General features: G+C 65.2%; 14 protein-coding genes and 1 pseudogene. 5 read left to right on the top strand and 10 right to left on the bottom strand.

Translation table 11 applies throughout. From position 1 onward, the window contains the following. Window positions 1-17 precede the first annotated feature (17 nt). From IVB26_RS02980 to IVB26_RS02970, 3 genes are read left to right on the top strand one after another with little or no spacing between them, the layout of a single operon-like run. Window positions 18-1,607: a vWA domain-containing protein gene (locus IVB26_RS02980; RefSeq protein WP_247970548.1), complete on the top strand. Its 1,590-nt coding sequence runs from the start codon at window positions 18-20 to the stop codon at window positions 1,605-1,607. After that, window positions 1,608-2,255 carry a 5-bromo-4-chloroindolyl phosphate hydrolysis family protein gene (locus IVB26_RS02975; protein WP_247970547.1) on the top strand — a complete coding sequence of 216 codons (648 nt, stop codon included), beginning with the start codon at window positions 1,608-1,610 and terminating at the stop codon, window positions 2,253-2,255. Beyond that, entirely contained in the window at window positions 2,255-3,364 is a 1,110-nt protein-coding gene (locus IVB26_RS02970) for a hypothetical protein (RefSeq protein WP_247970546.1), read from the top strand. The genes IVB26_RS02975 and IVB26_RS02970 overlap by 1 nt, the downstream gene beginning before the upstream one ends. A gap of 18 nt (window positions 3,365-3,382) precedes the next feature. Here IVB26_RS02970 and IVB26_RS02965 read toward each other — a convergent pair. From IVB26_RS02965 to IVB26_RS02930, 8 genes and pseudogenes are all read right to left on the bottom strand, one after another. Then, window positions 3,383-4,009, bottom strand: a pseudogene (locus IVB26_RS02965) (GntP family permease); the annotation flags it as partial. Window positions 4,010-4,196: 187 nt separating this feature from the next. Beyond that, window positions 4,197-5,216, bottom strand: coding sequence for a patatin-like phospholipase family protein (locus IVB26_RS02960; RefSeq protein WP_247970545.1), 1,020 nt, complete (start codon window positions 5,214-5,216; stop codon window positions 4,197-4,199). Between the two features lie 111 nt (window positions 5,217-5,327). Beyond that, on the bottom strand, window positions 5,328-6,572 hold the full coding sequence (serA, locus tag IVB26_RS02955) for a phosphoglycerate dehydrogenase (protein ID WP_247970544.1): 1,245 nt from the start codon (window positions 6,570-6,572) through the stop codon (window positions 5,328-5,330). Window positions 6,573-6,842: 270 nt separating this feature from the next. Further along, window positions 6,843-8,075, bottom strand: coding sequence for a rhodanese-like domain-containing protein (locus tag IVB26_RS02950; RefSeq protein ID WP_247970543.1), 1,233 nt, complete (start codon window positions 8,073-8,075; stop codon window positions 6,843-6,845). Window positions 8,076-8,172: 97 nt separating this feature from the next. Next, complete coding sequence (locus tag IVB26_RS02945) at window positions 8,173-9,456, bottom strand: DUF1963 domain-containing protein (protein WP_247970542.1); 1,284 nt, start codon at window positions 9,454-9,456, stop codon at window positions 8,173-8,175. Window positions 9,457-9,623: 167 nt separating this feature from the next. After that, window positions 9,624-10,805 carry a PepSY-associated TM helix domain-containing protein gene (locus IVB26_RS02940; protein WP_247970541.1) on the bottom strand — a complete coding sequence of 394 codons (1,182 nt, stop codon included), beginning with the start codon at window positions 10,803-10,805 and terminating at the stop codon, window positions 9,624-9,626. Window positions 10,806-10,807: 2 nt separating this feature from the next. Then, the gene (locus tag IVB26_RS02935; RefSeq protein WP_247970540.1) at window positions 10,808-13,126 is read right to left on the bottom strand and encodes a TonB-dependent siderophore receptor; all 2,319 of its coding nucleotides are present in this window, start codon (window positions 13,124-13,126) and stop codon (window positions 10,808-10,810) included. 204 nt (window positions 13,127-13,330) lie between these two features. Continuing rightward, complete coding sequence (locus IVB26_RS02930) at window positions 13,331-14,215, bottom strand: dihydrodipicolinate synthase family protein (RefSeq protein ID WP_247970539.1); 885 nt, start codon at window positions 14,213-14,215, stop codon at window positions 13,331-13,333. Between the two features lie 178 nt (window positions 14,216-14,393). Here IVB26_RS02930 and IVB26_RS02925 point away from each other — a divergent pair, with 178 nt between their 5' ends. After that, window positions 14,394-15,806: an FAD-binding oxidoreductase gene (locus IVB26_RS02925; protein WP_247970538.1), complete on the top strand. Its 1,413-nt coding sequence runs from the start codon at window positions 14,394-14,396 to the stop codon at window positions 15,804-15,806. Between the two features lie 8 nt (window positions 15,807-15,814). Beyond that, a complete protein-coding gene (locus tag IVB26_RS02920) occupies window positions 15,815-16,480 on the top strand; it encodes a GntR family transcriptional regulator (protein WP_247970537.1) in 666 nt (221 codons plus the stop codon). A gap of 311 nt (window positions 16,481-16,791) precedes the next feature. Here IVB26_RS02920 and IVB26_RS02915 read toward each other — a convergent pair whose 3' ends face one another. Together IVB26_RS02915 and IVB26_RS02910 are read right to left on the bottom strand one after the other, a co-directional pair. Then, a complete protein-coding gene (locus IVB26_RS02915) occupies window positions 16,792-17,736 on the bottom strand; it encodes a DMT family transporter (protein ID WP_247970536.1) in 945 nt (314 codons plus the stop codon). Window positions 17,737-17,804: 68 nt separating this feature from the next. Then, window positions 17,805-17,990 carry a hypothetical protein gene (locus IVB26_RS02910; protein ID WP_247970535.1) on the bottom strand — a complete coding sequence of 62 codons (186 nt, stop codon included), beginning with the start codon at window positions 17,988-17,990 and terminating at the stop codon, window positions 17,805-17,807. Window positions 17,991-18,080 lie beyond the last annotated feature (90 nt).

Raw genomic sequence — 18,080 nt, 5'->3', positions numbered from 1 at the left:
TGCATGAAGGCGCGCGCATGAGAACTCTTCGCTTCCTGCGGCGATCGCTGGCGCTGCTCGCGGCAGTGCCGTTGATTGCCACGATGCTGTCGGGCTGCGGCGGGCCCGGGCCACAATTCACCATCCTCTCGGGCTCGGAAAACGACGTCCTCGAACCGCTGGTGCAGGAGTTCTGCAAGTCCCGCAACGCGACCTGCACCATGCGCTATCAGGGATCGCTCGACATCGCCCTGGCCCTCAAGACCGGCGATCCCGGCGCCGACGCGGTTTGGCCGGCCGCCTCGATCTGGATCGACATGTTCGACACCACGCGGCGCGTGAAGATGGTCAAGTCGATCGTGCAGATGCCGGTCATCCTCGGCGTGCGCCGGTCCAGGGCCGAGGCGCTGGGCTGGATCGGTGCCAAGGTGACGGCCAAGGACATCCTAGCCGCCGTGCAAGGCGGCAAGCTGAAATTCCTGATGACATCGGCGACCCAGTCGAATTCGGGAGCTGCCGCCTATCTCGCGATGCTGGCGGCCGGCATCGGCAAGCCCGACCTGATCGAGGCCGGCGATCTCGACAAGCCGGAGGTGCTCGCGACGGCGCGCGGGCTGCTGAAGGGCGTCGAGCGCAGCGCGGGCTCGAGCGGCTGGCTCGCCGACCTCTACCGCGACGGCGAGCGCAGCGGCGCGCATTACCAGGCGATCTGGAATTACGAGGCCGTCATCAAGGAGACCAACGACAAGCTGACCGCCGACAACCATGAGCCGCTTTACGCGATCTATCCCGCCGACGGCGTGGCGGTTGCCGATTCGCCACTGGGCTTCGTCGACCGCGGCCGTGGCAAGGAGGTCGAAGGCTTCTTCACCGATCTTCAGGCCTTCCTGCTCAACGGCGATGCGCAAGGCAAGATCGCCAGGACCGGCCGGCGGGTCGAGCTCGGCCGTGCCACGCCGCTGGCGGCTGACCCGAAGACGAACCTGGATCCGTCCCGGCCGGTGACCGTGATCCGTCCGCCGGAGCCTGCAGTGATTCAGAAGGCGCTCCTGATCTATCAGGAGGCACTGCGGCGACCTTCCCTGACGGCGCTCTGCCTCGACGTCTCCGGCAGCATGCAGGGCGCCGGCGAAGCGCAATTGCTCGACGCCATGCGCTTCCTGCTCACGCCCGCGCGCACGCGCGAGGTGCTGGTGCAATGGACCAAGTCGGATGAAATCCTGGTGCTGCCGTTCAGCGATCACATCCTCTGGACGGCGCATGCCAGCGGCGACGAGAGCGAGCAGACCGGCCTGCTCGCGCGCGCGCTCGAACTACGCGCCGGCGGTGGCACCGATTTCTATACCTGCGCGGCGCAGGCACTCGCCGCGATGAAGACGCAGCTCGACGACGGCCAGCATCTGCCGGCCATCGTCATCATGACGGACGGCAAGAGCCAGGGATATATGTCGACATTCGAGAATGCCTGGCGCGCGGATGGTCACCGTGTGCCGGTGTTCGGCGTGACGTTCGGCTCCGAGGTCGATCGTGCCCAGCTTGACAATCTGGCGAAACTGACCGGAGGCCGCGTGTTCGACGGCAGCAAGAGTCTCACCGACGCGTTTCGCGCTGTACGAGGATACAACTGAATGGCCGCGATGCCGTCCGGGCTTGGCTGGATCGCGGGTGGCGTGGCAGCAGCAGTGCTGCTGCCGTCGCTCGCGATCGGGCTCGCCATGCCGTTCTGGATCGCGCTTACGATCAGCGCGGTCGCCGGTGGCGGCATTGTCGTGGCACTTGCGCCAAGAAACCGGTTCGCCGCGCTGGAGGCCAGCGGCGTCGCGCGCGGCAAGATCGAGTTCGCGAACGAGCTGCTGGCCGAGGCCGAGCCGCTTGCGGAACAGATGGACTATGCCGCGTCGGCGATCCGAAGCCGCGCGGTCGCCGATCGCATCCGTCATCTGGTACAAATCGCCCGTGACATTTTCGCCGCCATCGAGCGCGATCCGCTGCGGCTCGACCGGGTGCGCCGATTCCTGACCTACTATTTGCCGCGCGCGGCCGAGATTGCCGACGCCTATCGCGCGCTGGAGAAGAGCCCGGTGCCCGACACGGCGCGACTGGCCGCTACAGGTGCCATGATCGATCGGCTCGATGGCGCCTTCACCCGCTATGCCGCCAATCTCCAGGACGCCGACCTCGACAAGCTGGACATCGAGCTGAAGCTGTTGAAAAGCTCGCTCGACGAGGACATCGGCCCGGCAGCGCCCGTCGAGACCAAGAGAGGAACCTCCTGATGGCTATCTCGCGCCGCGCCTTCGGCATCGGCCTCGTCGCTGCAAGCGCGGCGGCGACCGGCGGCTATGTGTATTTGCGCGAGCATCCCGAAATCGCCGGCCGCTTCGGCGAAGCGAAGCGGCTGTCCGGCTTTGCGGGCGGCGAGAAAGAGGGTTTTCTCGCCAATGCCCGCGTCAAGAGCGTGCTGGAACGCCGCTTCGGGCTGATCCTCGACGGACGCCGCGCCGGGTCGGTCGAAATGGTCCGCGAGCGCGCGCTGCTCGACCAGAAGCCGCAATTCCTGTGGCCGTCCTCGTCGGTGCTGGTCGAGGTGGCCCGCTCGTCCGGCATCAAGATCTCGCGCGACCAGGTGATCTTCAATTCGCCGATCGTGCTTTATTCCTGGGACAGGATCGCTGACGGCCTGGTGAAGGGTGGCATCGCCCAGCCCGCCGGCGGGCCACGCTACACGGTGGACCTGTCGAAACTGCTCAAGGCCATCATCGCCGGCGAGAACTGGTCGGCAATCGGCGTCGCCGACCTGTTCGGCCGCGCCCGCGTGGTCTGCACCGATCCGAACAAATCCAACTCCGGTTTCATGTTCGCGGGCCTTGCGGCGAGCCTTTTGTCCGGCGACGTCGTGATGCCTGACACGCTGAGCAAGATCGACGGTGACGTCGCGACCGTCTTCCGCCGCATGGGCTTCAAGCCGCCGTCCTCGGGCAAATTGTTCGACGATTATGTCGCCGGCGGCGCCGGCGCGCAGCCGCTGATCGTCGGTTACGAGAACCAGCTCGTCGAATGGGTGCTCCAGGACGCGGAGCGCTGGAAGCGGCTCGAGGCCAACGCCCCGGCCAAGCCGGTCATTCTCTATCCGCAGCCGACAGTGTTCTCGGCCCATCCGCTCATCAGCATCGAGCGCCAGGCCGACGAGCTGATCGAGGCCCTGATGAGCGAGAGCCTGCTCGAAATGGCCTGGGAGGACCACGGTTTTCGCGGGCCGCTCGGCACCATCGGCAAGGCGCGCAATGCGCTGTTGCAGTCGCGCCTGCTCGAACGGATCGACGCCGTGCTGCCGATGCCCGACGCACCGGTCATGCTGGCCCTGCTCGACCGGCTCGCCGCATAGGCAGCCGGCACGTTCGTTTCAGAACGCGCCGAACGCGCTGCCCAGCGCGATCACGGCCACCAGCGCCAGCAGCGACGTCACGATGCCCACCATGACGATGTCGAAATAGCTGTCGCGATGGGTCAGGCCGCAGATCGCGAGCAGGCTGACCACCGCACCATTGTGCGGCAAGATGTCGAGGGTCCCCGAGCCGATCACCGCCACGCGATGCATCAGCCCGAGGTCGATGCCGATACGATCGGCAAGTTCGACATAGGTCTGGCCGAGGGCCTCGAGGGCGATGGTCAGGCCTCCCGACGCCGACCCGGTCAGCGCGGCCAGGATGTTGGTCGCGACGGCGAGCGAGACCAGCGGTCCGCCTTCGATTCCGAGGACCCAGTCGCGCACGATCGTGAACGCCGGCAGCGAGGCGACGACGGCGCCGAAACCGACGAGGCTGGCGACGCTGAACGCGGGCAGGACCGACGCATTGGCCCCGGCGTCCATGGTCCGGCGGAGCGCCGGCAGGCGCGCCCAGTTCAGCGCGATGGTCGTGACGATGGCCGCAGCCAGCGCGACCACGACCGACCACACGCCGGCAACGGCCGCGAGCGACGTGCCGCCGAAGCGTTGCTCGGCGAGATAGCTGACGTCGAGCCGCGGCAGCGAACTGGGCGAGGAATCCCGCGGCGTTGAGCATGAACACCTGGGTCAGGTTCGCGAGCAGCGGCTCACCGCCGAACAGCGCGGCAACGAGTGCGGCGAACGGCGCGAGCAGCAGCACGCTCCAGCCGCGGAAGGCGAACAGCACGAGCAGCCCGAGCCCGACGAGGAGGCCGAGGAGACCCATGTCTCAGCACTCCGACAGGAGGACGTCGAGATCGGCGGTCGAACGACGGCCGATATCCGCGCCGTGCTCGCGGAGAAAGGCGTCCGCGGCCATGCGCCCCTCGGCGCGCAGCATCGAGACGAACTCCCACTCTGCGTTGAGCTTCGAGGAGGCCCCGAACTTCGCCAGCATGTCGCTCTTGACCCGGTGTGTCCGCATCTTCGCCCAGCGCGCGCCCTCGCCGCTGCCGGGGTCGGCCGCCTGGCGCAGCAGCGCGATCATGCGCAGCTCCTTCATCAGCGGCGAGTTGAAGGAGATTTCGTTCAGCCGGTTGAGGATCTCCGCGGCGGTCCGCGGCTCCTCCAGCCGCTCAGTCGGGTTGATCTGGACGAGAATGGTGTCGTGCGCGTCGCTTTCGCGGACGAGCGGCGTGATCGTCGGGTTGCCGGCGTAGCCGCCGTCCCAATAGGGCTCGCCGTCGATGTCGATGGCGCGGAACATGGTCGGCAGGCAGGCCGATGCCAGCAGCACGTCCACCGTGATCTCCGCGTTACGGAAGATGCGGCCGCGCCCGGTGCGCACCCGCGTCGCGGTGATGAACAGCTGGATCGGTGAGCGCACCAGCCGTTCGAAATCGATGCTCTCGGCCAGCACCGCGCGCAGCGGATTGAAGCCGGTCGGATTGAGATCGTAGGGCGACAGCACACGCGACATCAGGTCGGTGAGGATGTAGGCCGGCGAGGTGTCGAGGGTCCAGCGCCCCATCAAGCGATCGAGCGGCGAGCGCTGGAGCGGGCTGAAGGCCGCTGCCTTCGAAACACGGCGCCAGTATTGCTCGAGCGCCTCACGCGCGCCCTCGGCCCCGCCGGCCGTCCAGCCGTCCGCCAGCACCGCCGCATTCATCGCGCCCGCTGAGGTTCCGGAGATCGCGGCGATGCTGAGCCAGTGTTCCTCCAGCAGGCGATCAAGCACACCCCAGGAGAAGGCGCCGTGCGAACCGCCGCCCTGAAGCGCGAGATCGATCAGTACCGCGTCCCGTTCCATGGCGGACACTCACGCGACTGAAGTTCAAATTCGACATGATTTTTGACCATGTCGAATTCGACCGCAGTGTGAGAGCAGTTGCCACAAGATGCAACCGGAACGTGGAGTTGTTTAGTGCTCGAATACCAGCCTTGCGCCGACCGTGCCGTCGAGGCCGCGGATCTGCTGGAGCAGCGCCGCGGAGTCCTGGCCGCCGAGATCTGCGTCGAGCACGACGTAACCGAGATCGCCGGCGGTCTCCAGATATTGCGCGGCGATGTTGATGTCGCGCTGGAGGAACACCTCGTTGAGCCGCCGCAGCATGCCGGGCACGTTGCGATGGACATGACTGAAGCGCGCGCCGGCGGGACGCAGATGCAGCTGCACTTCCGGGAAATTCACCGCGCCCATGGTCGAGCCCGTAATGAAATAATCGACCAGTTTTCGCGCGACTTCACCGCCGATGCGCTCCTGCGCCTCCTCGGTGGAGCCGCCGATATGCGGCGTGAGGATGACGTTTTCGAGACCCTGCACCGGGCTGTTGAAGCGATCCGAATTCGAGGACGGCTCGACCGGAAACACGTCGATCGCGGCGCCGGCGAGATGACCGTCGCGCAAGGCGCGCGCGAGCGCGTCGAGATCGACCACGGTGCCGCGGCTGTTGTTGATCAGGAACGAGCCTGATTTCATCGCCCGCAGTTCCTTTTCGCCGATCATGCCCGCGGTCTCCGGCGTCTCCGGCACGTGCAGGCTGACGACGTCGCTCTGCGCCAGCAGCTCTTCCAGCTTCTCGACCGGCTCGGTGTTGCCGTGGCGGAGCTTGTCGGTGCGGTCGAAATAGATCACGCGCATGCCGATCGCCTCGGCCAGCGTCGAGAGCTGCGAGCCGATATTGCCGTAGCCGACAATGCCGAGGGTGCGGCCGCGCACCTCGCGGCTACCGGTCGCCGACTTGTCCCAGCCGCCCTCATGCGCCGACACCGAGCGCGGAAATATCCGCCGCAGCAACATCACGATCTCGCCGATCACGAGCTCGGCGACGCTGCGCGTGTTGGAGAACGGTGCGTTGAACACGGGAATGCCGCGCTTGCGCGCCGCCATGAGATCGACCTGGTTGGTGCCGACGCTGAAGCAGCCGACCGCGAGCAGCTGGTCGGCGGCGGCGAGCACCTCGTCGGTGATCTGGGTGCGCGAGCGGATGCCGAGCAGCGACACGCCCTTGAGGGCGCGCCGCAGATCCTCACCGTCCAGCGCCTTGGTCAGCCGCTCGACATTGGTGAAGCCCGCGCTCCTGAACAGGTCCACGGCACTGTCATTGACGCCTTCGAGCAGCAGCGCCTTGGCGCTCCGCTCAGGGCTTTGGCCTGGGGCTGGCATGGTGTCTCCTGAAATGGCGGCTTTGCCGCAGCTCTTAGACCGCGGAGGAGGCCCAACACAATAGGGGTCGGATACGGGGAGAAGATGGCAGGTAATAGAGGAGCCTGGCATCCCACCATTGTCTCCGTCATCCTGAGGTGCGAGTGGCGCGATGCCGGCATCGCGCCGGGAGCCTCGAAGGATGAACGGCCCCAGTGCAGCCGGCAGCCGGGCCGTCGCACTTCGAGGGCCGCTAAAGAAGCGGCCACCTCAGGGTGACGGATAACAGAATTAAATCACATAAAACCCATGCGTGCCGTCGCGGCGGAGCTGCTCGACGAGGCCGTATTCCCAATCGAGATAGGCCTGCATCGCGGCTTGCGCGATGTCGGTGCCTTCATAGGGCCGACGGTAACGGTGGGCCGGATCGGGCTTGGGCAGCACCCGCGGCGGGCCGATCTCGAGCGCGCCGTCATAGCCTCCGTCCAGCACATAGACCTCCCAACCCATCTGCGCCAGCCACGACGCCGTCATGTCAGCGCGAACGGCCTTGTCGTCGGTCAGGAGGATGCGTGCCCCGCGCACCGGCGCGGCCATGTCGGTCTCTTGCACGAGTTGCCCGCCCGGATAATGGCGGAAACCGGGGAGATGGCCGGCTGCATACTCTTCAGCGTCGCGCACGTCGAAGCGGTAGAGTGTGCGATCCGCCTGTGCGACAAGCGCAACCATCTCGTTCGCGCCGATGTGGCGCACGCCGGCACGATAGGCGACATCGCGCGCATTGGCCGGACCACCCTCGAACGGCCCGACCGCGCCGCGCCTGTCGGCGCCGTGGTCGAGCGTGTGCCGCGCCAGCGTCCAGCCGATGGTGCCGTTGCGCAACGCGCGCACCTTGTTGGGCACGCCGGCATTGATCAGCGACTGGGTTCCGATGATGGAGCGGGTGCGGCCGGCACAATTGACGATGATGGTGGTTTCGGGATTCGGCGCGGCCTGCCCTGCCCGCAACACCAGCTCCGCGCCGGGCACGCTGACCGAGCCCGGAATGTTCATGGTCGCGTACTCGTCGAAACGGCGAACGTCGAGGATGGCGATGTCAGCCTTGTCGGCGATCAGCTTGGCCACCTCGTCGGCGCTGAACGACGGCGTGTGCCGCCGCGCTTCGACCAATTCGCCGAACGCTTTCGAGTAGGAATTGACGTCCTCGAAGACCTCATAGCCCGCCGCGCGCCAGGCCTTCAGCCCGCCGTCGAGTGCGCTGATATTGATATAGCCGAGCGCGGCGAGGCGTTCGGCGCCGGTCGCGACCAGCCCCTCACCGTCGTCATAGAGTACGATCGCCGCGTCCTTGCGCGGCAGCCGCGTCTCGGCCTCAATCGCGATCCGGTCGACGGCCATATTGGCCGCGAACAACGGATGCCCCGTCGCGAAGCCTGCCTCATATCTGAGATCGAGCAGCGCGATTTCTTCGCGCAGCAGCAGGGCGCGGCGGATATCGGCGGGGGTGACGGTGGGGAGCTTCATGGCATGGACCCTAGCAAGGACAGGCCATGGGCTTTTGAACCATCGCGGTGGTGTTGGCTAGCGATATCGGAGAGCAGGGCAACGCGCAGAGATCAGGCTAGTCGCACTCATATGTAGCGACGACTTGCGAAAAGTCGCGCCGGTCAAGAGCATCCCGATCGATCCAAAAATGAAGCACACCGCCGACATCGGAGTGCCAATTAGAAAAAGCGAGATCACCTTGTATCTGGAGCAGCAACATGTCCTCCAAATGCACCTCGGTCGCATCCTGCGGGCCGCTGCCGTATCCCAGCATCTGATGAAGCGCGGTGGAAAATCGGCGATATTCTCCATCTCGCGCCTCCGGCGTCTTCCAACGATTCTGCCGCACGAGGTTCATAACGTAACTCGGAGGGGCATCTTCGGAAGCGTCGACATCCTGGGTGAACATACAACGGATCGTATGATTGATGGCATTGCGGAGGTCGTCCACGATTTCACCCGCATACGTGCGTACCTGGCCTTCCATTCTCTTGTAGGTCTGTACGACGTCGATCCACCATGATCTGAAGGTCGCCTTCGGGTCCGGACTGACGTCATCCATCGGGGTCAGCGCCCGACACCGCTCGAGCCATCCGATCGCACTGGCGCGAAGACGCTTCAACTCTACCTTTGCTTCGTCGGCGAGCGGCTTGCCGTAATATCCAAGCGTCAGATCGCGCTGGACGTGCGACAAGACCGACCGAACCACGTAAGTGACCAGGAGCCAGTTGAAAGGCCAGTCCTCGTCCTTTTCGTATTGGGCCACGCTTCGGAATCGAAGCAGATCATTCTCCTGCGGCCCGCCTGGACCCAGCGCCTTGCATAATTCCTTGATCATGAGCTCGCCTCCGACGACATCCTCACGGAAGTAGAAGTCGCGGAACGGCAGAAATGAGATTGGATATTTGAACTCGACCTTGGAATGAAAATCGACGTCGGGATTGAGCCATTTGACCTGACGATCGCCGTTGGTCCCTGCCAGCGGCATCAGGTCTGGCGGTGGAGCGCGGTCGGCATACGCGCCTCCGTCAGTCGGGCTGTAGAGGACGCGACACGGTGGATGTCCTTCGCCTACAAAAACCGAGCTGCAGAAGAAAAAGAGCGTGCCCCGCGTCGGAAGCGGCGACCAGCTGGCTCCAGGCACTTCAGCCAAGTCGATCTGAGCGACGAATGTAAGTGCAACGGTCTCCAAGGCCACGTCGGCTCTGACCTCCGTTGTGGGCCAGTCAAACTGCGGAGGCAATTTGGGAAGTCCACCGAAAAAGCTTCGCGCCGGATGCGTCAGCGGCACGGGCAGATCACTGCGTCTGACGAGCACCGCAGGCAGCGCCGTCTCTTCGATTTCGTCTCGTTCAGACATTTCCGTCGAAGTCCCCACCCACCTTAACGTGTGCGAGGCACATCGAACCATTCCACGGTAGTTCAGACAAGAGCTTCTTGGGCGCCGGAAGCGATAGCTTGGACGAGTTCAGCCGCGGCGTGGATGATTAGCGACCTTCCAAGCATTCGCCCAGCCGCCTGGAGTTCTCACTCGCCCGGAACGAGCCGCGCCAGTGGCGGCGCCGGTTGCCGCAGCCGGCGGCGCGACAGATAGAGCAGGAGGCCGGTAACCGCGAACAGCGGCATCAGGATCGCTGCCATCATGAAGGCGAGCTTGCCGGGCCAGCCAAGGATCGCGCCGCGATGGATGTCGTAGATGGCTGCGATGATCGTTTCGCCAAGGGTCTTGTCGGCGTAGCGCTCGGCGGAGACCAGCTGGCCGGAGACGGCGTCGATGCGGAATTCGTCGCGCGTGGTCTCGAGCAACGACGCTTTCCCCCACGATCGGATGCGTATCATCGTGCCCGGCCCCGCCGGCAGCGTCAGCAAGGCCCTTGAGAACCGATCGCCTTCCTCGCGCCGGAACGTCGTCCATGCCCGATCGAATCCGATTGGCGGCGCCGGCTCGGCGCGGCCTTCCGGGCGCGGCGGCTTTGTCGTCATCTTCGCTGCGGTGACCGGAGGACGCGCCAACAGCCAGGTCACGCCGTCCTTGTACCATTCAAAGGAGAAATACAGCCCGGTGAGCGTCATTGTCAGATAGACCGGAAGGACCCAGGTGCCGATCACGGTGTGCAGCGACCGGTGCAGGGCGCGGCCGCCGAGTCCGAGATTTGGTTTCAGCCACATTTTCACGCTGCCCGCGCGACGCGGCCAGCGCAGCACGAGTCCCGACACCAGCATGATGATGAGGCCGAGCGCGATCGTGCCGGTGATCGGACGCCCCCAGCCCTTGCCGTCGCCGGGGATGAGGAGCCAGCGATGCAGCCTGCGCACGGTCGCAAAGAACGTCTCGCCGCGGGGCGAGCCCAGCACCCGCGCGTCATAGGGATCGACGTAGAGCGAGGCCGGCCTTCCGCCCTGCTCGTCGCGGCCGAAGCGGACATGGACCGCGGCCGACGGATCGCTCGATAATGTGACGGCGGCGACCTTGCCGAGGTCCTGCCCTGCTTTCAGCCGCGCCACCAGCTCATCCGGCATCAGCGCCGATGCCGGACGCGGCGTGACCTGCATGATGCCGGCGTTGAGGTGATCGACGATCTCGTCCTCGAAAGTCATGACCGCGCCGGTCAGCGCGATCAGGGACACCAGCAGCGCAAGGACCAGGCCCGCGATGGAATGAACCTGGAACAGGACCGCCTTGATCGTATGTCCCAGCCGCGCTGCCATGGCTAGAACTTCACCGTCGCCGACAGCGAGACGCGCCGCGCATCGCCGATGGCGACGTTGAGATTGTTGACGGCGGAGGGATAGTAGACGGTGTCGAACAGGTTCTTGACGTTGAACTGATAGATCACGGGCGTGTTCTGGTATCTCGTCTCATAGGTCGCGAAGATATCGGCGACGACATAGGACGGCAGGAAAAAGGTGTTGGTGGAATCGCCGGGACGATCGCCGACATAACGCGCGCCGCCGCCGAGACGGAGCTGGCCGGGCAATGCGGTACCGAAGTCGTAGACCAGATAGAGCGATGCGGTGTTCAAGGCAACGTTTTGCAGCTTCTTGCCGAGCAATGTCAGATCCTCGGACGCCGTCACGCGGGCATCCGTATAGCCATAGCTGCCGATCAAGGCCCAGCTGTCGGTGAGCCTGCCGGTGACGTCCAGCTCGACGCCGCGCGAGCGGGCGCGGCCGACGGTATGGAGCTCCACGATGCCCGCGCTGTTCGTCTTCGTCGTCTGCACGTTCTTCTTGTCGAGATCGTAGAGCGCCAGCGTGCCGGAGATGCGCTTGTTCAGATCGAACTTCACGCCGGTCTCGTACGACACACCTTCCTCGGGCGCGACGTTGGAATCGATGACCACGCCGATCGGTGCAATCGTCGAGTTCGGCTTCAGCGACTGCGTGTAGCTCGCACAGAGCGAAATCTGATCCGTGAGCTTGAAGATGGCACCACCGAGCGGAAGCACCTTGTCCTGCGACACGTTGGTGTTGGTGACGAAGGGTTTTCCGCGACCGGCGATCTGATCGTAGTCCATATAGCGCACGCCGCCGACCAGCGCGAAGCGTTCAGTCAGATGCAGCGTGTCCTGGGCAAACAGCGACCATTGGCCGAGTTTGTCGGTCTGGGCGCTGTCGGAGCTCGACGCCGTGGTGCCCGGTCCGATCAGCCCATAGACGGGATTGTAGACATTGAAGGCGGGCGTCGTCTGCCGGATCAGGATGTCGCGATAGATCGTGCGATACTGACCATCGCCGCCAAACACGACGTCATTGCGCATGTCGCCGAGCCAGAAGCTGCCGGAAATGTATGAGGTCCCGTAGCTGACGTTGCTGAGCGAGCTTCCCGTGCCATCGTTGCTGCGCGTCTCCCTGCCGGTCGTGAAGTTGATGCCGGTGATGCGGAGCTGGTTGGCGCTGAAGGTTTCGGTGTTGTAGCTGTAGCCGGCGTAGAGCTTCCAGTCCTGATTGAAGCGGTGCTCGACCGAGGCCTGGATCAGGTCGGACGTGCCCCAGGTGTTGTTGAAAGGCTCATCCAACCGGCGCGTGGCGGGTACCGCCAGCGGCGCCTTGGTCACCGGATTGAACGCCGTGCCGCGATCGAACGGGTAGATGAACTCGCGATGCTCGTAGTTGAGCTGCACCGTGGTGTCCTGGCCGTACCAGGCCAGCGACGGCGCCACCAGCATCTCGCGGTGACGGCCGAAATTGCGCCAATAGTCCTCGCTGGCGCCATAGCCGATGAAGCGATAGGCAAGGCCCTGGTCGCCGATCGGACCGGTGACGTCGAGCAGGCCATCGGCGCCGGTCTTGGAAGCATTGAATGCCGAGCCGAGCAGCGTGACCGAGCCGTGCTGGTAGAGCTCCGGACGCTTGCTGATGGTGTTGACGATGCCGCCGGGGTCCATGATGCCGTAGAGCAGCGAAGCCGGCCCCTTCAGCACCTCGACGCTTTCGACCGCGGGATTGAAGCTGCGGCCCTGCACCAGCGGCATGCCGTTGCGCATGATCGAGCCGTCGCGATTGTCGCCGAAGCCGCGGCGGATGACGGCGTCCTGGCTGCCCGCGAGCGTGTTGGTCTGGGTGATGCCGGAGACGTTGATGAGCGCATCGTCGATGTTGCGCGGGAGCTGGTCCTTCAACACCTGCTCGGGCACGACGTTGACCGCCTGCGATGTGTCCAGCGGCGAAGCGCCGCTGCGTAGCGTCGTCGCGCTCGGCATCGCGCGGTAGCCGAGCTTTGCGGCCTGCTGCGCGGCGGCTTCCGCGGCCGCGCGCTCCGAGAGCGTCGGCGCTGCGGGTGCGGGATTGCGCTGGCGCGCCGCGGTCTGCGTGCGGCGTGGAGACTGCTCCGAGGCGCGCGCCGGTTTCGGCCGCTGTGCCGGCGCCTCGACCGTCACCGGCGGCAGAGCCGATTGCGCCTGCGCGGTCGTCGTGGTGGAGGGGCATTCGGCGAGCAGCACGGCTGCTCCAATGAGAAGACCTGCACGGCGCTTGCCGGCACGATGACGATGGCCGCTGACGCGTTGACCATCCGGATGAGCACGCACGTTCGATTCACTTCCAGGTCAGACACGGCATTGAAGCTCGCGCGTCTAACAGCCACGATGCGCGAAGAGAACCGTAGGCGGACTTGAATCGCTCTAGTGTTGAATCGTTCTAAGAAGAGAGCGGCAGCAAACCGCAATCTCCAATCGCCGTCGTGGCGATCGCGACACGTCGCGCGGCGAAGTATCACGATTTTGTGCGAAATCTCACGCGACGGCAGGAGCCGTCAACTCATCGAGCTTCCGCTTGAACGCGGCGCCGTCCGACGATGCGCGGAGCGGCGGACGCACGCGCAGCCAGGCGGCGTCGCCGGTCTGCGCCGCCAGGATGGCCTTCAGCGTCGCGGTGAATGACGGCGTCTTCAGCACGACGTCGATCGCAGCCTGCATGCGCGCTTCGACATTCTTGCCCTCGACCATGCCCTTGACCAGCTCGGGCACGACGTTGGCCATGCCGCAGATGGTGCCGGCACCGCCAGCCGCGATCGCGCGGGTGATATCGGCTTCGTTGCCGACGGTGATGGCGAGTTCGGGGCTAGCTGTGCGGAAGGCCTGGAACTGCTTGAAGTCACCGCTGGAGTCTTTCAGGCCGGCAACCTGCTTGCCATAGCGCTTGCGCAAGTTCGCGGCGACGCTGGTCGGAATCGCAACGCCCGACGTCTGCGGGATGTGGTAGAGATAAGCGCGCAGCCTGTCGTCGGCGATGCCGTCGATGATCGCGGCAAAGGCATCCTCGATGCCTTCGGGCGAGACGCCGCGGTCGAAATAGGGCGGCAGCACCAGCACGTGACGCAGGCCAAGGCCGAGCACGGCGCGTGAGAGGGCGATGCTGTCGGTGATGGCGGAAAAGCCGCCGCCGATGCCAATGCGTTCCGGGGCAACGCCGGCCTTGAGCACGGCTTCGATGGTCGCGAGACGCTCGGCGACATTGAAGGAGGTGCCCTCGCCGGTGGTGCCGAACAGCACGACGCCGTCAACGCCCTTGCCGAAGAGCTGCTTGGCGTGAGCCGCGAGCTTTGCCGAATCTACGCTGCCGTCGGCCGCCAGCGGCGTCGCCGATGCCACCCAGAACCCGCGAATTGCCTCGGTCATCACACTGCCCTTTGCTTGGATCCCGAACTATGCCTCTGATCTCAAACGACCTTCCGAAGCTTAACCGGGCTTTGTTTTCGCTTTACTTTTCATCTTGTACCTTACATACAAGAGGCACGCAAACTCTTTCCGGCGTCACGGCGCGCATGGGCGCAGTCAGATTTTGAGGAGGTCTCGCATGGACATGGTGACCCCCGTCGGGCGACCCGACCAATTGCTCGGCGCACTGCGCGACAAGCTCGGCGAAGCCGCCGTGCTGATCGGCACCGACGTGCCCGCGCGCAATTGCAACGACTGGAGCGCGAGCCTGCCGCAGACGCCACTTGCGGTGATCCGCCCCGTGGATGCGGAAGGTGTCGCCGACGCGATTCTGACCTGCCGGCAGGCGCGGCTTCCGTTCGTGCCGCAGGGCGGACTGACCGGGCTGTGCCGCGGCGCATCGCCCGAAGCAGGCTGGGTCGCGATCTCGCTGGAGCGCATGACCGGCATCGAGGAGATCGACCCTGCCTCGGCGACGATGACGGTGAAAGCGGGCACGCCGCTGGAGACGATCCAGAAGGCCGCCGACGAGGCCGGCTTCTTCTTTCCGCTCGACCTCGGCTCGCGCGGCTCCTGTGCGATCGGCGGCAATCTTTCGACCAATGCCGGCGGCAACCGCGTGATCCGCTACGGCATGACGCGCGAACTGGTGCTCGGCCTGGAAGTGGTGTTGCCCGATGGCACCGTCATGACCAGCCTCAACAAGCTGATGAAGAACAATGCCGGCTACGATCTGAAGCATCTGTTCATCGGGTCCGAAGGCACGCTCGGCATCATCACCCGCGTGGTGCTGAAACTGTTCCCGAAGCCGCGCTCGACCATGGCCGCCCTGTGCGCGCTGAAGGACTATGCCGCAGTGATCGCGTTGCTCGACGCGGCGCGCAGCGGGCTCGGCCCGCTGCTGTCGGCATTCGAGGTGATGTGGCCGGACTATTGGGACGTGATCACGAATCGCGCCGGCGTGAAGCCGCCGGTCGGCGCGGGTCACGGCCTCTACGTGCTGGTCGAGGCGCAGGGCACCGACGAAAGCCTGGACGCGCCGCGGTTCGAGAGCTGGCTCGAAGAGCTGATGGAGCGCGGGCTGCTGGTGGATGCCGCCGTGGCGCAATCGCTGGCGCAGACGCAGGCGTTCTGGCGCGTGCGCGACATCTGCGCCGAATTCGGCCAGGTGCTGGGCCCGCACATCTCCTACGACATCGGCCTTGCCGTTAAGCGGATGGACGAGTTCGTCACGCGCTGCAAGGCGGCGCTCGCTTCCGGCATCAAGGGCTGTGAGAGCGTCTATTACGGCCATATCGGCGACGGCAATCTGCATCTGGTCTCCTGGGTCACCGGCCTTTCCGTCGAGCAGCAGCCGAAGGAAGAGATGGACACGATCATCTACGGTCTGGTCCGTGAGCTCGGCGGCAGCGTCTCCGCCGAACACGGCATCGGCACGCTGAAGAAGAAGTGGCTGGGGCATGCCCGAAGCGAGGCCGAGATCGCGCTGATGCGGACGCTGAAGGCGGCGCTCGATCCCGATCACCTGCTCAATCCCGGCAAAGTCGTCTGAGAGAGCAGATGCGCTCGCTCAAGCTCGATACGCCGAAATCGCTGTCGCAACGGGTGATGCAGCGGCTGCGGCAGGCGATCATCGACGGCGAGTTCGCGCTCGGCGCCGCCATCTCCGAGGAGATGGTGGCGAATTCCTTCGGCGTCAGCCGCACGCCGGTGCGCGAGGCCATGGGCCAGTTGCAGGCGCAAGGCCTCGTGGTGATCCGCCCGCAGGTCGGCAGCTTCGTGTTCACGCCGAGCGCGGAAGACATCACCGCGCTCTGCACCTTCCGCATCGCGCTCGAGCCTAGGGCCGCCGAGCTCGCCTATCGCCACGATCGCGACGGTGCGATCGCCTCGATGAGTGGGGCGATCGCGGCGATGGAGCCGGCGGTCTCAGCGAAGGACAACATCGCCTATGGCCGCGCCGACGCCGCCTTTCACGAGGCGCTGTTCGCCCATTGCGGCAACCGCTACCTCGCCGAATCCTATCAGCTGGTTTCCGGCCGCGTCGCCGCACTCCGCACCAATCTGACCTCGCCGATCGACGTCCGGACACGCACGTCGTTCGACGAGCATCGCAAGCTGCTCGATTTGTTCGCAGGCGGCGAGTTCGCCGCCTTCGAGGAATTGATGACAACGCACATCACCAATTCGGGCTCGGTCTACGCAAGAGCGCTCAAGGTAGGGTGAGCGCGCCTATCGCGCGTCCCTTGATCCCGGCCTGTCCAGAAAATCCAGCGCGGTATTGATCTGTTCGAGCTGGTGCTCGATCTTGTCGCGGTCCTCGACTGACGGCGCCCTTTGGAGCTGTTCCACGAGCTTCTGCTTCCGCAACAGCAAGTTCTCTATGACTGTGCTCACAAGTCCCCCATCGCCAGAGGCGACACCGCGAACGCCGAAACAATAGAGGCGCGCGCAACCGGGCCCAGACGGGCCCTTGATCAGAATGTTCGCCGTCTCGGATGGTTCCTGCGTCTGAACTACGATGCGCCCAGATGGAACTATCGGCGCAAGCTGGCCCAGACGCCGCCAAGGATCAATAGGCCGCCGGCGAAATGGATCGGCTTTGGCGGCTCGCCGAGGATCGCGAAAGACAACAGGGCGCTTGCAACCGGTCCGAGGTAAAGGACGAGCGAGGTTCGCACCGACCCGAATTTGGCGCCGAGCCAGGCAAAGCCGGCATACGCAAGCAGGCCAGGAACGATCCCTGCGAACACGTAGGCCGCGAGTGCCCTGACGCTGAAGATTTGGGCCGGCATGGTCCACATTTCCCAGGCGGCGAGTGGCAGCGAGAACAAGGCGCCGGCGGCTGCGAACAGGCTGATGCGCGCAAGCAGGGACGCGCGCGGCGCGGCCCGCGATTGCAGCAGAGTATAGCCGGACCAGCTGAGCATCGCGATCACGACCAAGCCGTCGCCCGCCGCGGTCTCCAGTTCGATCAGCGTCTGCGGATGACCGCCGGAGATGATGAGCAGCGCGCCAGCCAGCGCGAGCGCGGTGCCCAACCATTGCAGCGGGCCGACGTGTTCCATGCCGCGCACGGCGGAGATCAGCAGCACGGTGATCGGCGACAGCGCCATGATCAAGGCGATATGGATGGCCGTCGTCGATACGCCGGCGGCGTAGACCGGGCCGCCGCAGAGAAACATGCCCATGAACCCGGCCGCCAGGATCGGCCAGATGTTCTTGGCAAGTGCGAGGCGGCCGTCACGAATCTCGGCGAGCGCAATCGGCGCAAGCCCGACGGCAACGATGCTCCAGCGGAAGAAGGCGAGCGCAAACGGCGGGACGGATCCGGCGAGCCCGCGCGCCAGGATCTGATTCGACGCCTGCGCAGTCGCCACCAGGATGAAGCCGACCAGCGCGATGGCGCCGAGCCAGGCTCCGGCGGACGATGCAGAGCCGGCAGCGGCCACGCCGCCGCTGTCTGATGTTCCCTTGCCCATGGCGCCGTCGAATACTGCATGCGAGCAGCCGTGAGAAGCCGGATCGCCGCATGCGACGATTGCAGGGATCAATGGACCGCGACCAGGCCTGCGAGCTGCATCGGGGCGACATAAGTACGAGTGACCGAGACCGACAACACCGCCAGCAACGCGCAGAGCATGCAGAGCCGCATCCGCACCGTCCTGCGATCGGTGATCGGCAGGAACAGGAAGAACAGCATCGCCAGGATCAGCAGCATGTCGACCACGAGCATCGATCTCTCCCTCGAAACCAAGGAGAGCATGACGTAATTGGCGCCCGCCGGTATGTGGACGACGTCACACACCTGATGCCGCTGACCGCG

The sequence above is a fragment of the Bradyrhizobium sp. 195 genome (assembly GCF_023101665.1).
In the GTDB taxonomy this organism is placed as follows: Bacteria; Pseudomonadota; Alphaproteobacteria; order Rhizobiales; family Xanthobacteraceae; genus Bradyrhizobium.
Note: the sequence above shows the minus strand (reverse complement) of the source record. Positions and strands in the feature narration are given on the sequence as shown.

Excerpts from the sequence above, each read along its gene's own strand:
- IVB26_RS02920 (WP_247970537.1), top strand. The coding sequence starts at position 15,815 with ATGCGCTCGCTCAAGCTCGATACGCCGAAATCGCTGTCGCAACGGGTG.
- IVB26_RS02940 (WP_247970541.1), bottom strand. The coding sequence starts at position 10,805 with ATGGCAGCGCGGCTGGGACATACGATCAAGGCGGTCCTGTTCCAGGTT.
- IVB26_RS02910 (WP_247970535.1), bottom strand. The coding sequence starts at position 17,990 with ATGCTCGTGGTCGACATGCTGCTGATCCTGGCGATGCTGTTCTTCCTG.
- IVB26_RS02980 (WP_247970548.1), top strand. The coding sequence starts at position 18 with ATGAGAACTCTTCGCTTCCTGCGGCGATCGCTGGCGCTGCTCGCGGCA.
- IVB26_RS02930 (WP_247970539.1), bottom strand. The coding sequence starts at position 14,215 with ATGACCGAGGCAATTCGCGGGTTCTGGGTGGCATCGGCGACGCCGCTG.
- IVB26_RS02975 (WP_247970547.1), top strand. The coding sequence starts at position 1,608 with ATGGCCGCGATGCCGTCCGGGCTTGGCTGGATCGCGGGTGGCGTGGCA.
- IVB26_RS02915 (WP_247970536.1), bottom strand. The coding sequence starts at position 17,736 with ATGGGCAAGGGAACATCAGACAGCGGCGGCGTGGCCGCTGCCGGCTCT.
- serA (WP_247970544.1), bottom strand. The coding sequence starts at position 6,572 with ATGCCAGCCCCAGGCCAAAGCCCTGAGCGGAGCGCCAAGGCGCTGCTG.
- IVB26_RS02960 (WP_247970545.1), bottom strand. The coding sequence starts at position 5,216 with ATGGAACGGGACGCGGTACTGATCGATCTCGCGCTTCAGGGCGGCGGT.
- IVB26_RS02925 (WP_247970538.1), top strand. The coding sequence starts at position 14,394 with ATGGACATGGTGACCCCCGTCGGGCGACCCGACCAATTGCTCGGCGCA.
- IVB26_RS02950 (WP_247970543.1), bottom strand. The coding sequence starts at position 8,075 with ATGAAGCTCCCCACCGTCACCCCCGCCGATATCCGCCGCGCCCTGCTG.
- IVB26_RS02945 (WP_247970542.1), bottom strand. The coding sequence starts at position 9,456 with ATGTCTGAACGAGACGAAATCGAAGAGACGGCGCTGCCTGCGGTGCTC.
- IVB26_RS02970 (WP_247970546.1), top strand. The coding sequence starts at position 2,255 with ATGGCTATCTCGCGCCGCGCCTTCGGCATCGGCCTCGTCGCTGCAAGC.